The sequence below is a fragment of the Streptomyces sp. DH24 genome, from assembly GCF_029813775.1.
In the GTDB taxonomy this organism is placed as follows: domain Bacteria; phylum Actinomycetota; class Actinomycetes; order Streptomycetales; family Streptomycetaceae; genus Streptomyces.
Window position 1 is genome coordinate 24,530 of sequence record NZ_JARVKW010000037.1, and the last position, 12,637, is coordinate 37,166.

Annotated in this window: 13 protein-coding genes; 10 read left to right on the forward strand and 3 right to left on the reverse strand. The window is 75.9% G+C overall.

The window, feature by feature from the left end:
• Positions 1–39: 39 nt before the first annotated feature.
• From QC282_RS25320 to rfaE2, 5 genes are all read left to right on the forward strand, one after another.
• The gene (locus QC282_RS25320) at positions 40–1,128 is read left to right on the forward strand and encodes a glycosyltransferase family 9 protein (protein ID WP_279551867.1); all 1,089 of its coding nucleotides are present in this window, start codon (positions 40–42) and stop codon (positions 1,126–1,128) included.
• Positions 1,125–2,090: a glycosyltransferase gene (locus QC282_RS25325; RefSeq protein ID WP_279551868.1), complete on the forward strand. Its 966-nt coding sequence runs from the start codon at positions 1,125–1,127 to the stop codon at positions 2,088–2,090. The genes QC282_RS25320 and QC282_RS25325 overlap by 4 nt, the downstream gene beginning before the upstream one ends.
• Positions 2,087–3,364 (forward strand): glycosyltransferase, encoded by a 1,278-nt coding sequence (locus tag QC282_RS25330; protein WP_279551869.1) that lies wholly within the window; start codon positions 2,087–2,089, stop codon positions 3,362–3,364. Before QC282_RS25325 ends, QC282_RS25330 begins: the two co-directional genes overlap by 4 nt.
• Positions 3,365–3,448: 84 nt before the next feature.
• Positions 3,449–4,072, forward strand: coding sequence for an SIS domain-containing protein (locus QC282_RS25335; RefSeq protein ID WP_279551870.1), 624 nt, complete (start codon positions 3,449–3,451; stop codon positions 4,070–4,072).
• Positions 4,069–5,376, forward strand: a complete 1,308-nt coding sequence (rfaE2, locus tag QC282_RS25340; RefSeq protein WP_279551871.1) for a D-glycero-beta-D-manno-heptose 1-phosphate adenylyltransferase — start codon at positions 4,069–4,071, stop codon at positions 5,374–5,376. The genes QC282_RS25335 and rfaE2 overlap by 4 nt, the downstream gene beginning before the upstream one ends.
• 543 nt (positions 5,377–5,919) lie before the next feature.
• On the opposite strand, the gene QC282_RS25345 is transcribed toward rfaE2, so the two are convergent.
• Entirely contained in the window at positions 5,920–7,167 is a 1,248-nt protein-coding gene (locus QC282_RS25345; RefSeq protein ID WP_279551872.1) for an MFS transporter, read from the reverse strand.
• A 548-nt stretch (positions 7,168–7,715) separates the two neighbouring features.
• Between QC282_RS25345 and QC282_RS25350 the strand changes: the two genes are divergently transcribed.
• On the forward strand, positions 7,716–8,792 hold the full coding sequence (locus QC282_RS25350) for an NAD-dependent epimerase/dehydratase family protein (RefSeq protein WP_279551906.1): 1,077 nt from the start codon (positions 7,716–7,718) through the stop codon (positions 8,790–8,792).
• Entirely contained in the window at positions 8,789–9,709 is a 921-nt protein-coding gene (locus QC282_RS25355; RefSeq protein WP_279551873.1) for a glycosyltransferase family 9 protein, read from the forward strand. The genes QC282_RS25350 and QC282_RS25355 overlap by 4 nt, the downstream gene beginning before the upstream one ends.
• Positions 9,710–9,801: 92 nt before the next feature.
• On the opposite strand, the gene QC282_RS25360 is transcribed toward QC282_RS25355, so the two are convergent.
• Positions 9,802–10,362 carry a hemerythrin domain-containing protein gene (locus tag QC282_RS25360; RefSeq protein ID WP_279551874.1) on the reverse strand — a complete coding sequence of 187 codons (561 nt, stop codon included), beginning with the start codon at positions 10,360–10,362 and terminating at the stop codon, positions 9,802–9,804.
• A 91-nt stretch (positions 10,363–10,453) separates the two neighbouring features.
• Positions 10,454–10,987 carry a DoxX family protein gene (locus QC282_RS25365; protein WP_279551875.1) on the reverse strand — a complete coding sequence of 178 codons (534 nt, stop codon included), beginning with the start codon at positions 10,985–10,987 and terminating at the stop codon, positions 10,454–10,456.
• Positions 10,988–11,198: 211 nt separating this feature from the next.
• Here QC282_RS25365 and QC282_RS25370 point away from each other — a divergent pair, with 211 nt between their 5' ends.
• From QC282_RS25370 to QC282_RS25380, 3 genes are all read left to right on the forward strand, one after another.
• On the forward strand, positions 11,199–11,519 hold the full coding sequence (locus tag QC282_RS25370) for an ANTAR domain-containing protein (protein ID WP_279551876.1): 321 nt from the start codon (positions 11,199–11,201) through the stop codon (positions 11,517–11,519).
• Positions 11,520–11,698: 179 nt separating this feature from the next.
• Entirely contained in the window at positions 11,699–11,884 is a 186-nt protein-coding gene (locus QC282_RS25375; RefSeq protein ID WP_279551877.1) for a hypothetical protein, read from the forward strand.
• 22 nt (positions 11,885–11,906) lie between these two features.
• Positions 11,907–12,593, forward strand: a complete 687-nt coding sequence (locus tag QC282_RS25380) for a hypothetical protein (RefSeq protein WP_279551878.1) — start codon at positions 11,907–11,909, stop codon at positions 12,591–12,593.
• Positions 12,594–12,637: the final 44 nt, after the last annotated feature.

Sequence of the window (12,637 nt, forward strand, 5' to 3'; positions counted from 1 at the left end):
CCTGCCCGTCGGCCCGGCCCGCGGTCCCGCGGAGCGGCGATGACCACCGCCCGAAGCGGCCTGCCCCGCACGCTCGTCGTCCGCCTGGACAGCGCCGGGGACGTGCTGCTGGCCGGGCCCGCCGTGCGTGCCGTCGCGGCCGGGTCCTCGTACACCGCGCTGCTGTGCGGACCCCAGGGCACGCCCGCCGCGCGGCTGCTGCCCGGGGTGGACGACGTCCTCACGTACGACGCACCGTGGGTGGGCCTCCAACCGCCGCCCGTCACGGACACCGCCACCCGGCACCTGCTCGACGCGGTCGCGGCAGGCCGCTTCGACCGGGCCCTGGTGCTCGTGTCGTACCACCAGAGCCCGCTGCCCGCCGCGCTGCTGCTGAAGCTGGCCGGAGTCGGCCGGACGGCCGCCGACAGCGAGGACTACCCGGGCACCCTGCTCGACCTGCGCCACCACCGAAGGCCCCACCGGCACGAGGTGCTCGCCGCCCTCGACCTCGCGCGGGCCGCCGGATTTCCGCTCCCGCCCGGCGACGACGGCAGGCTCCGCGTCACCACCCCGCTGCCCGACACCACACCCCTCACCGGACGCGGACCGTACGTCGCCGTGCATCCCGGCGCCGCCGTACCGGCCCGCGCCTGGAGCCCGGCGCGGGCGGCCCGCGCCGTGGCCGCGCTGGCCGCCGCCGGCCACCGGGTCGTCGTCACCGGCGGGCCCGCCGAACGGGCCCTGACCGCCCGCGTCGCCGGACGGCACGCCCGCGACCTCGGCGGCGCCACCGACCTGCGCACACTCGCCGGGGTACTGGCCGGGGCCCGCGTCCTGATCGCCGGGAACACCGGCCCCGCCCATCTGGCCGCGGCCGTCGGCACACCCGTCGTGAGCCTGTTCGCGCCCGTGGTGCCCGCCGACCGGTGGGCCCCCTACGGCGTGCCGCACGTCGTGCTCGGCGACCAGTGGGCGCCCTGCGCCGGCAGCAGGGCCCGGCACTGCCCGGAGCCCGGGCACCCCTGCCTCGACGGCATCGGCGACGCCGAGGTGCTCGCCGCGGTGGCGACGCTCGTCCGGTCCCGGGGGGACGCACGAGACCGGGGTGAACAGGGGGAACAGTCGGAACGAGGAGCGCCCGTATGAACATCCTCCTGTGGCACGTGCACGGCTCCTGGACGACGGCGTTCGTGCAGGGCCCCCACACCTACGTCGTCCCCGTCACCCCGGGCCGCGACCCGGACGGGCTCGGCCGGGCCCGCACGTTCACCTGGCCCGCGTCGGTGCGCGAAGCCACCCCCGGGGAACTCCGCGACACGCCGGTCGACCTGGTCGTCCTCCAGCGCCCGCACGAACTCGGCCTGGCCGAGCGCTGGCTGGGCGGCCGCCGCCCCGGACGGGACCTGCCCGCCGTGTACCTGGAGCACAACGCCCCGGACGGCGACGTGCCCGGCACCCGGCACCCGTGCGCCGACCGCGACGACCTCACGATCGTCCACGTCACGCACTTCAACCGGCTGTTCTGGGACTGCGGCACCACCCGCACCGAGGTGATCGAGCACGGCGTCGTCGACCCCGGGCACCGGTACACGGGCCGTCTGGCCCGCGCCGCCGTCGTCGTCAACGACCCGTTGCGGCGCGGCCGTCACACGGGCACGGACCTGCTGCCCGCGCTCGCCGAGGCGGCGCCGCTCGACGTCTTCGGCATGCGCACCGACGGCCTGGCCGGACACCTCGGCCTGCCGCCCGACCGGTGCCGCACCGCCGACCTGCCCCAGAGCGAACTGCACGCGGCCATGGCGGACCGCCGGCTGTACCTGCATCCGGTGCGCTGGACGTCCCTCGGTCTGTCCCTGCTGGAGGCGATGCACCTCGGCATGCCCGTCGTCGCGCTCGCCACCACCGAGGCCGTCGAGGCGGTCCCGCCCGGCGCCGGCACCCTGTCCACCCGGCCCGACGTCCTGGCCGAGGCGGCGCGCCGCTACCTGGCCGACCCCCGGATCGCCGCCGAGGACGGGGCGCGTGCCCGCCAGGCGGCCCTCGAACGGTACGGGCTCAAACGCTTCCTGGCCGACTGGGAGCGCCTGATCACGGAGGTGTGCGCATGACCCCGTCCCTCAGCCCCTTCCCGACGGGTGCGTTCGGCGGCGACCGCCTCGACCCCGGCACCCTGCACATCGCGATGGTGTCGGAACACGCGAGCCCTCTCGCCGCGCTCGGCGGCGTCGACGCCGGCGGGCAGAACGTCCACGTCGCCTGCCTCGCCGCCGCCCTCGCCGACCGGGGACATCGCGTCACCGTGCACACCCGGCGCGACGCGCCCGACCTGCCCGACCGGGTCCGGGTGCGCGACGGCGTCGAGGTGCACCACGTGCCCGCCGGGCCGCCCGAGCCGCTCCCCAAGGACGAACTGCTGCCCCACATGGCGGAGTTCGGCGAGATCCTGGCCCGCGAGTGGCGACGCGGCGTACCCGACCTGGTGCACTCGCACTACTGGATGTCCGGCCTTGCCGCACTCGCCGCCGCCCGGGACCGCGGCCTGCCGCTGGTGCACACCTACCACGCGCTCGGCACGGTGAAGCGACGCCACCAACGGCTCGCCGACACCAGCCCGCCCGAGCGCATCCCCGGCGAGATCGAGGTGGGCCTCGCCTGCGACCGCATCGTCGCCACCTGCCGCGACGAGATCACCGAACTCGCCCGCATGGGCATCCCCACCCGCAAGACGGCCGTCGTACCGTGCGGCGTCGACACGGACCGGTTCACGCCCACGGGCCCGGTCGCCCCGCGCGGACCGCACCGCCACCGGCTCGTCCAACTGGGCCGGCTCGTGCCCCGCAAGGGCGCCGCCGTGTCCGTCGCCGCGCTCGCCCGGCTGCCCGAGACCGAACTCCTCCTCGTCGGCGGGCCCCCGCCGGACCGGCTCGACGACGACCCGGAGGTGCGCCGGCTGCGCGGCATCGCCCGCGACGCCGGGGTCGCCGACCGGGTCCGCTTCACCGGCGGGGTGTCCGGCGAGGACGTGCCGCGGCTGCTGCGCTCGGCCGACGTGGTGCTCTGCCCGGCCGACTACGAGCCCTTCGGCATCGTCCCGCTGGAGGCGATGGCCTGCGGGCGCCCCGTCGTCGCCAGCGCCGTCGGCGGACAGCTCGACACCGTCGCCGACCCCGGCACCGGACGCCTGGTGCCGCCCCGCGACCCGGAGGCGCTGGCCCGCGCCGTCGCCGGTCTGCTCGCCGACCCCGCCGCCCGCGCGGCGTGCGGCGCCGCAGGCCGCCGCCGGGTCCTGAGCCGGTACGGCTGGAGCCGCGTCGCGGCGGCCACCGAGTCGGCGTACTGCGACGTCCTCGACGCCGAGCCCGCAGCCACCGGAACCGGCTGACAGCCCAGGCCGCCCCGACCGCCGACGCCCGAAGGGAGGTGCGGGTCCCGCCGCCGTCCACGGCCGGCGGCACACCCGGACGACATGACCGAACATCCCGCACTAGACGCCGCACGACTGCACTGCCGGTCACTGGAACTGGCCCTCGACCGGTTCCGCCGCAACGACCTCGACCGGATCGCGGACTGGGGAGCGGCCCTCGCCGACGCCCTCACCGGCGGGGCACGGCTGCTCGCCGCCGGAAACGGCGGCAGCGCCGCCCAGGCCCAGCACCTCACCGCCGAACTCGTCGGCCGCTACCGCCAGGAGCGGCGCGCCTACTCGGCGATCGCCCTGCACGCCGAGACCTCCAGCGTCACGGCCATCGGCAACGACTACGGCTTCGACCACGTCTACGCCCGCCAGGTCACCGCCCACGGCCGGCCCGGAGACGTCCTGCTCCTGCTGTCCACCTCCGGCCGCAGCGCCAACCTGATCGCGGCGGCCGTCACCGCCCGGCAGGCCGGGCTCACCGTGTGGGCGCTCACCGGACGCGCCCCGAACCCGCTGGCCGAGGCCGCCCACGAGGCGCTGTGCGTCGACACCGACAGCACCGCGACCGTCCAGGAGACCCATCTCGTCGCCGTCCACCTGCTGTGCGAGTGCTTCGACGCGGTCGTGTCGACGCCCCTCGCGCGCCGCGCCGTCACCCCCGGGAGGGCGTCATGACCGCACCGAAGCCGCTCGCCGTGGTCGGGGACGTCCTCCTCGACGAGGACATCGAAGGCGTCTCCACCCGCCTGGCACCGGACGCGCCCGCCCCCGTCGTCGACGTCACCGGCGACCGCCGCCACCCCGGCGGGGCGGGGGTGGCCGCCGCCCTCGCGGCGCGCGGCGGACGCGACGTGATCCTCGTGACGGCACTCGGCGACGACGCCGCCAGCGAGGCCGTACGCCGTGACCTGCGCGGCCGGGTCCGGCTGCTGGAGATCCCGCTGAACGGCACCCTGCCGGTCAAGACGCGGGTCCTGGCCGGCGGCCGTCCCGTCGTGCGCATCGACCGGGGCGGCGGCACGCCCGGCGGCCCCGAGGACACGATGCCGCTCGACGCGGTGCGGGACGCGCTTGCCGAGGCGCACGCCGTGCTGGTCGCCGACTACGGGCGGGGCACCGCCGACGCGCTGCGCCCGCACCTGCACTACGCGGCCCGTCACACGCCGCTGGTGTGGGACCCGCACCCCAGGGGCGACGCGCCGGTGCCCGGAGCGCGCGTCGTCACCCCCAACGCGGCCGAGGCGCGGGCACTGTGCCCCGGCGACGGCGGAACCTCGCTGGGCGCCTACGCCGAGCGCGGCGCACGGCTCGCGGAGCGCTGGCGGGCGGCGGGCGTCGCGGTCACGCTGGGCGAGCGCGGGGTCCTGCTCGCCCGGTCCGGCACCGGTACGCCCAGGCTCGTGCCGGCGCCGTACCAGGCCACCGGTGACCCGCGCGGCGCGGGCAACCCGGACCTGTGGCACACGCGGGCCCCGGCCCGCCCGGCCGACGTGCCCGGCACCGACGCGTTCGACCTGGCCGAGCGCGTACGGGCGCGCGGCGGCACGGTCGTCGCCACCGGCGGCTGCTTCGACCTCGTGCACGCCGGTCACGTCGGCCTGCTGGAGAGCGCCCGGCGCATCGGCGACTGCCTCATCGTCTGCCTGAACTCCGACGCGTCCGTCACCCGCCGCAAGGGCCCCGGACGCCCGCTGAACCCGGCCGCCGACCGGGCCCGTGTGCTGGCCGCCCTCGGCAGCGTCGACGCGGTCGCCGTCTTCGACGAGGACACCCCGGAGGAGCTGCTCACCCGGCTGCGGCCCGACGTGTGGGTCAAGGGCGGCGACTACTCCGTCCAGGACCTGCCCGAGGCAGGCGTCCTGCGCGACTGGGGCGGTCAGGCGGTGGTCCTGCCGTACCTCGACGGCCGCTCCACGACCCTCCTGACCCGCCGCGCGGCCAAGGCGGCGGCGGGAGCCCTGCGCACCACGGGGTCGTGACGCCGCGGGCGTCGGCACGGAGGGCGGGGCAGCGGCGCGCCGTCCGGGGCCGCCCTGGTCGGCGCGCGACCGGCGGCATCGCTGATCCGGCGGGCCGCAAGTTCGGTCCCGGTCGGCCGACCACACGGGTGGGACCCGCGTCTGCCCTGGTCTGCGGGCCGGGGCGCGGCGGTCGGCACCGGGGCCCGGGGTCGGAGAGCTACCGACAGTTACGGCGCGGACCCCACCCCCCACCTCGCACCCCCCGCCTTCACCGCAAGGCCCGGTCCGCACAGTGGCGTCGTCGCCCGGAGGGCGGCCGCGTGGCGGGCGTCGCACGGCTGGCGCCACGTCGCCGACCAGGCCCGGGAGCAGCACGGCCCGGGAGCAGTACGGCCCTGGAGCGGTACGGCCCGGGAAGGGGACGGGCCGGGAAGGGGACGGCCCGGGAGCGGCACGACCCGGAAAGGTACCGCCGAGGAAGGGGACGGCCCAGGAAGGGGACGCCCCGGGAAGGGGACGGCCCAGGAAGGCACGGCCCGGGAACGGTAAGGCCCCGCCCCGTCAGGCGGCCGTGCCCAGCGCCGCCCGGCCCGGCACGTCGCCCTCCTCCGCGCGGAGCACGACCGGCGCGGCCGTCCGGCCTTCACGCAGCACGTACCCCGCGCCGATCGAGCCGGCGATGATCAGCCCGCCCGCGACGAGCGCGCCCCGCGCACCGGCCAGCTCCATCAGCAGGCCGAGCGCGGGCGGCCCGCCCAGGCCCCAGACCGTGCCGATGCTGCCCCACACGCCGAGGACGCGGCCCCGCAGGCGGGCCGGGGGATCGGTCTGCAGGACGGCCGTACCGGCGGTGTCCGACACGGACTCCACCACGGCCATCGGTACGACGAGCGCCAGCAGCACGGCCAGCGACGGAGACAGCCCCGCCACCACCTGGAGCAGTCCCCCCGCCGCCGCGAGGGCGCCCACGAGCTTCACCGAGGGTCGCCTCAGCCGCGCCCCGAGGACGGCGCCGAGAATGCCGCCGACGGCGAGCACCGTGGACACCGTCCCGAACGCCCCGGCGCCGCCGGCCAGCGGACCGGTGACGAGCACGGCCAGGGTCAGCGTGTAGTTGCGGCCGAAGACCGCGCTGACCCCGGTGACCCCGGCGAGCGCGAGCAGCCGGGGCCGCGTCACGAAGAACGCCAGCCCTTCCCGGACGGTCATGCCGGGTTCTGCGCTCCGCCGCTGCGCCGGCAGGGAGACCTTCGGGGCCGCGCCGGGGGCGGGCCGGAGGAAGGGGACGACCGCGGCCACGAACAGGAACGACAGCCCGTTCGCGAAGTAGGCGGCGGCCGTGCCGAGGAACCCGACCGTCACGCCCGCCATGGCGGCGCCCACGAGCCGTCCCGCCTGGTGCACCAGGGCGCCGACGCCGATGGCCGAGGGGACGTCCTCCACCGGGACGAGGTCGTTGCCCAGCAGGGCGCAGGCCGGGCCGTCCACCGTGGCGACGACGCCGGTCACGGCGGCCAGCACCATCAGCGTGGTCATGTCCAGCCGGTCCAGCGCCACCAGGACGGCCGTCACGAACGCGACGGCGCCGAGGAGGGCCTGGCTGACGGCCGCCGTCAGCTTCCGGGGCCAGCGGTCCACGGCGGCGCCGCCCAGCAGGCTCATCAGCAGCGCGGGAGCGGCCTGCACGGACATCGACAGGCCGGTCGCGGCGGCGGACCCGGTGATCTGCAGGACCAGCAGGTTCTGCACCGTGAGCTGCATCCACGTACCGGCGTTCGACACGAAGTTCGCGACGGACCACCAGCGCATGCTGCGGTGCCTCAGGGACCGCCACGGAGAGTGGGACGGCCGCCGGGCGGGCGCGGACGCGGGCACCGGCGTGGGTGCGGGCAGGGCGGGGGAGGGGGATGAAGTCACAGTGCGCTACTCGAAGACGAGTCGGAGGACTCAGCGGAGGGCACGACGGGAGCGGGGAACACCGGCTGCGCTGCGCGGTGGCTCCGTGTCGTGGGCCGGGAGGCGCCGACCATCGTGGCAGAAGGGACCGGCGAGTCGTCGCCGACGGTCTTCGCCCGGACGCCGCGCCCGGCCAAAGCCCGCCTCCAGGACGGGATTTGCCGGCCGAGTGTGGTTGATCACAGGTCTCGGCCGCCGGATCGGAGGTGGCGCGGCGCACGTGACCGCGCCCACCGACGACCAAGGCCGGGCACCCGGGCCGCTCCCGCACCGGCGGACCCGGCGCACATCGCCCCGGGAGCACCTCCCGCACCGAGTGGCCGTCGGAGCATGAACGCGACTCGCCGGGGCACTCGTCGGCCCGTCGTCCGCGGTTGCGGCCGAGGAGGAAGGGCGTGCTCATGATGCCTACGACGACCTTCACCGGCACAGGATCGGCACCGGCACCCAGGACGGCCCCGTGGCGGCGGGCCCTGGTGACCGGCGGGGCGGGCTTCCTCGGCTCGCATCTGTGCGGGCGCCTGCTCGATTCAGGTGTCGAAGTCGACTGTCTCGACAACCTCCGCACCGGCCGGCCCGGCAACGTCCGGCACCTGGCCGGACGCGAGTCCTTCCGGTTCCTCGAAGGCGACGTCGCCGATCCCGGCTGCCCCGCCGACCTGCCGGGTCCGTACGACCTCGTCCTGCACCTGGCCGGCCCCGCCTCACCGCGGGACGAGGAGACCCACCTGCTGGAGACGCTGGACACGCGCAGCCTCGGCACCCGCAACGCGCTGGCCGTCGCCGACCGCGACGGCGCGCGGTTCCTGCTCGCCTCCTCGCCCGAGGACGACACCCGACCGGACCGCGACGGCCACCCGCACGCCCTCGATCCGCTCGCCCCCCGCAGCGCCTGCGCCGAGTCCCGCCGCTTCTCCGAGGCCCTGGTCGCCGCACACGCCGCGCGCGGCAGCGACGCCGGGATCGTTCGGCTGTTCCACGCCTACGGGCCCCGGATGCGCCCGGACGACGGCCTGGCGATCCCCGTCTTCGTCGAGCGGGCCCTGGCCGGGGAGCCGGTGACGGTCCCCGGAAACGGTCGTCAGGTTCTCTCCCTCTGCTACGTCGACGACATGGTGGACGGCGTCCTGCTGGTCGCCGCGGGCCGCTCGGTGCGGCCGGTGGACCTCGGCGGGGACGAACAGGTCACGGTCGCCGACGTCGCCCGCAGGGTCGTCGAACTGACCGGGTCCGGCTCGCCGCTGGCCTTCGCCGACGGGCCGGCCGCCGACCCCGCGACCGGTCCGGAGCACTCGTCCGGCACCGGTCCGCGACCCGCGACCGGCTTCGCCCGAGAGCTGTTCGGCTGGGTGCCCAAGGTGGGCTGGGAAGAGGGCCTCGCGCGCACCGTCGCCGCCTTCACGCCCCGGCCGGAGCAGGCACCGTCGGAGCGCGTTGCGGTCACGGTCACGGGCAGCGCAGGGGAGTGGTCCGCGTGAAGGCCCTGGTGGTCCCCGACGCCGGCTTCGACGGCACCCTCCTCGCGGGCCCGGCCGTGCGCGCCGTGTCCACGGGCGCCGACCACGTGACCCTGCTGTGCGACCCCGTCGGTGCCGCCGCGGCAGAGCTGCTGCCCCACGTCGACGCCGTCGTCGTACGCCGGGACGACGCGCCCGCGGTGGCGGACCCGGACGGCACGGCCGCCGAGGACGCCCTCGTGGACCGTCTGCGCGACGAGGCCTACGACGTGGCGCTCGTCCTCACGGGGCACGACGAAGGGCCGTTGCCGCTCGCCCGGCTGCTGCGCCGCGCCGACGTCGCGCGCATCGGCGCGGCGGGCACCGGCGGGCCCGACGGACCGCTCGACGTCCGGCACCGGCGGCTGCCCGGCCGGCACGAGGCGGAGGTGGCCCTCGACCTGGCCGCCGTGATGGGCTTCGCCCCGCGCACCGGCGACGACGGACGCCTGCGCGTGCTGCCCGCGCCCGACACCGCGACGCTGACCGGCAACGGCCCGTACGTCGTCGTGCACCCCGGTAGCGCGGCGGGCCCGCAGGACGTCGAGCGCTGCGCGGAGGCGGTCGACCTGCTCGCCGACGCCGGACACCGCGTCGTCGTGACCGACGGTCCGGGCGAGCCGGGCCCGACCCGTCGGGTCGGCGGCGCCACGGCCGTCGACCTCGGCGGCCGGACGAACACCCGGACCCTGGCCGGGGTGTTCAGGGCGGCGGACGTCCTCGTCACCGGCGCCACCGGCCCGGCGCAGCTGGCCGCCGGGGTCGGCACACCCGTCCTCGCCCTGTCGTCGCCGGCCGAGCACCGGGTGCCGTACCGGGTCCCCGCGCTCCTCCTGGACGGGGGCACCGCCCAGGACGTGGTGCGGGGCGTGCAGAAGCTGATGAAGGCGCACGCGTGACGCGTAGTCATGCCGAGGTGGTCACGCCTGGGTAGTCACGCACGAGGGCCCGTCGCCGACGGCGACGGGCCCTCGTGCGAGGTGCGCTCCGGTCAGTGCTTGCCGCGTCCGGACAGCGCGTCCCTGATGCGGTCGACCAGTCCGGCGCCCGGCGCCAGCAGCTTGTTGGCCGGCGGCTTGTCGGGGGCGGACGGGTGCGGCCGGGTCGGGGCGGTCTTCTTCGCCTGCCGGATCTTGTCGCCCAGCTCGTCGAGCTTCTCCGGCGGGCAGGCCGCGCGCAGGCTGGGGAAGAGGTTCTCCTCCTCGTCGGCCACGTGCTCGCGGATCTCGGTCATCAGCTGCCCCATGAGCCGGTCGAACTCGGCGTCCGCCGGGTCGCAGCCCTCCAGGTCCTTCATGATGCGCTCGGCCGTGGCGTGGTCCTCGAGTTCCCTGTCGGCCATGGCGTCGCCGTTCGGCACGTGTTCGCGCACCGCCGGATACAGGTAGGCCTCCTCGGCCACCGAGTGCCGGATCAGTTCCATCGTGACCTGATCGGCGTAGACCTTGCGGTCCTTGTGCCCGGCCGGCAGTGCTTCGATCTTGCCGAAGAGTTCCTCGACCTCGCGGTGGTCCGTCACCAGTTCGTCGATGACGTTTCCTCCGTGTCCCACGTCCTTCACCTCCATCGGGTCGTGGCGGCTCCGGGGGCGGACCCACCGGGGCTCGGGTCCCCAGCCTGCCGGGGACCTAACGCGGCGGGGTTCAGACCGGCAGCTTCGCCCGGACGCGGCCGACGGCCCCGGCCGGGCCCGCGCCGGCCATCAGGGAACGGCGCACCAGCTTCGCGTCGCGCCGCAGGTCGTGCGTGGCGTGCCGGCCCCGCCACAGCAGCGAGGGGTCGCCCGCGGTGTCGTCGGCCGCGATCAGCAGACCGCCCAGCATGGACAGGTTCTTCAGGAAGTGGATGCGCTGCTGGGCTCGTTCGCCGGGGTCGTCCGCCTCCCAGAAGCGGTGTGCCGCCAGGGTGGTGGGCACCAGCGTGGCCGCGATGGCCAGCGCGGCGATCCGGGGCATCCTGCCCGTCGCCAGCATCAGTCCCGCGCCGAGCTGCACGGCGCCGTTGAGCCGGACGAGGTCCTCGGTGCGGTCGGGCAGGGACGGAATGCGGTCGGTGACCGGTTGGGCGACGGGTTCGGCGGCGGGGGCGACCTCCTCGGGGTTGCGCACGGAATGCATGCCGCCGGCGAGGAACATCGAGGCCAGCATGGGCCGGCCGAGGACGCGCAACACACTCATGGCCATCTCCAGGGTGTGGGTGGGTGTCGGTGAGTACGGCGCACGCCGGGTTCCCCGTCCGGGCGCGCCCTCACGCCGTGCCCGGTGTTGCGGCTGCCCGACCCGGGTGTGAGTGTGAAAGGGACGCTTCGGCGGCCGGTTCCTCGCGCTTCTGCGCGCTGCGGACCGGCCGCCTCTTTCCCCTGGCGGTCCTTTCCACGGCGGAGGCGACGTGCACGACGAGCTCCCTGCTGCGGTCCAGCAGCCGGACACCCACCGCGACCGGATCAGGCAGCTGGAGAACAAGGTCGCCCAGCTGGAACAGGCCGTCGACTCCCACGCGGTGATCGACCAGGCGATCGGTGTGCTGGTGGCCGTGGGCCGGATGACTCCGGCCGAGGCGTGGGACGTGCTCCGGGAGACGTCGATGTGCACCAACATCAAGGTGCGGCACGTGGCCGACCTGGTGGTCACCTGGGGCGAGAGCGGCAGGCTCGCCGCGGACATCCGGGAGCAGCTGTCCATGAGGCTGGGGCATCGGCCCACGGCCTAGGAGGCGTTGGGGCTTCGCCGGTCCGGTCCAGGCCTCAACTGTCCCGCTTTCCAGTTTCGTCGGCCTTGAGATGTTGAAGAAGTGAACCATATGGCCTGTGGGGCGTTTTGCATCTTTTGTGGTGATGCGCTCAACTGGAAGTGGAAGGTACCGGATTCACCCGAGAGGGAGATGGTCGAATGACTCCGGAAGAAATCATCGAAGAGGTCACCGGCATCGAGAGCGCCGACATCGACGCGGCACTCGACCCTGCCGAGCCCGACGGGGTCTACCGCGACAGCCGCCGGTGCGCGGCACTCGCGCTGGCCTCCGGGACGACCAAGCTGCTGCTGTCGCCGCCGACCCCCCGCCCGAAGAAGGGCTGACCGGATCGACGGGAGTAGTCGAATGGAGCAGTCTGGCACTTCCGCCCTGTTGCAGGGCGCGGTGCAGGACCTCGCCTCCGACGTGGTCTCCGCTCTTCGGAGCGGAGACCACGCGCGAGTGTCCGGCACGACGACGAACGGTGACGCGGGAGGCCTCGGCCTCGCCGCCCTGCGGGTCCTGGGCGCCGACGCGCTTCTCCCCGAGGTGCTGCTGCGCCGACCGCCCGACCCGCGACTGGTGACCGCCTTCCGCACGGCCGTCGAGGCCTTCCCGCCCGCCGCCGACGCGGCACCCACCGTCGTCTGGAGCCACTGGGCGATGGCCCGCACGCTCCGACGGCTGGGCGACCCCGTCGCCGGCGACGCGGAACCCGACGCCTCCTGGCTCGACGGGTGCACCTGGCAGAACCTCACGCACCAGCTCGCGGTACTGGCCCCCCTCGCCCTGCCCGGCGAGGACAGCGCGGTGGCCCGCGCCGCCCGCGCCCGACCGGTCGACGTGGCCCGCGGCTTCGTACGCGCGGTGCGCCGACGGGACTGGCGCCAGGCCGCCGGGGCGGGCCGCTGGCTCACGCTGCTGACCGGCGTGCCCGACACGCTGGGGCTCGACACCGGGCTGGACTTCGTGGAGCTGATGGGCGGCGAGGACCCACGGATCGCCCTCCAGGTGCGGGCGGCACAGCTCATGCGCACCGAGGTACTCGTGTGACGGCGGCGGGCACCGGGCCGGCCGGCCGGGTCGGCGGCCTCGCG

Excerpts from the sequence above, each read along its gene's own strand:
- QC282_RS25350 (WP_279551906.1), top strand. The coding sequence starts at position 7,716 with ATGATGCCTACGACGACCTTCACCGGCACAGGATCGGCACCGGCACCC.
- QC282_RS25375 (WP_279551877.1), top strand. The coding sequence starts at position 11,699 with ATGACTCCGGAAGAAATCATCGAAGAGGTCACCGGCATCGAGAGCGCC.
- QC282_RS25380 (WP_279551878.1), top strand. The coding sequence starts at position 11,907 with ATGGAGCAGTCTGGCACTTCCGCCCTGTTGCAGGGCGCGGTGCAGGAC.
- QC282_RS25320 (WP_279551867.1), top strand. The coding sequence starts at position 40 with ATGACCACCGCCCGAAGCGGCCTGCCCCGCACGCTCGTCGTCCGCCTG.
- rfaE2 (WP_279551871.1), top strand. The coding sequence starts at position 4,069 with ATGACCGCACCGAAGCCGCTCGCCGTGGTCGGGGACGTCCTCCTCGAC.
- QC282_RS25345 (WP_279551872.1), bottom strand. The coding sequence starts at position 7,167 with ATGCGCTGGTGGTCCGTCGCGAACTTCGTGTCGAACGCCGGTACGTGG.
- QC282_RS25330 (WP_279551869.1), top strand. The coding sequence starts at position 2,087 with ATGACCCCGTCCCTCAGCCCCTTCCCGACGGGTGCGTTCGGCGGCGAC.
- QC282_RS25335 (WP_279551870.1), top strand. The coding sequence starts at position 3,449 with ATGACCGAACATCCCGCACTAGACGCCGCACGACTGCACTGCCGGTCA.
- QC282_RS25365 (WP_279551875.1), bottom strand. The coding sequence starts at position 10,987 with ATGAGTGTGTTGCGCGTCCTCGGCCGGCCCATGCTGGCCTCGATGTTC.
- QC282_RS25325 (WP_279551868.1), top strand. The coding sequence starts at position 1,125 with ATGAACATCCTCCTGTGGCACGTGCACGGCTCCTGGACGACGGCGTTC.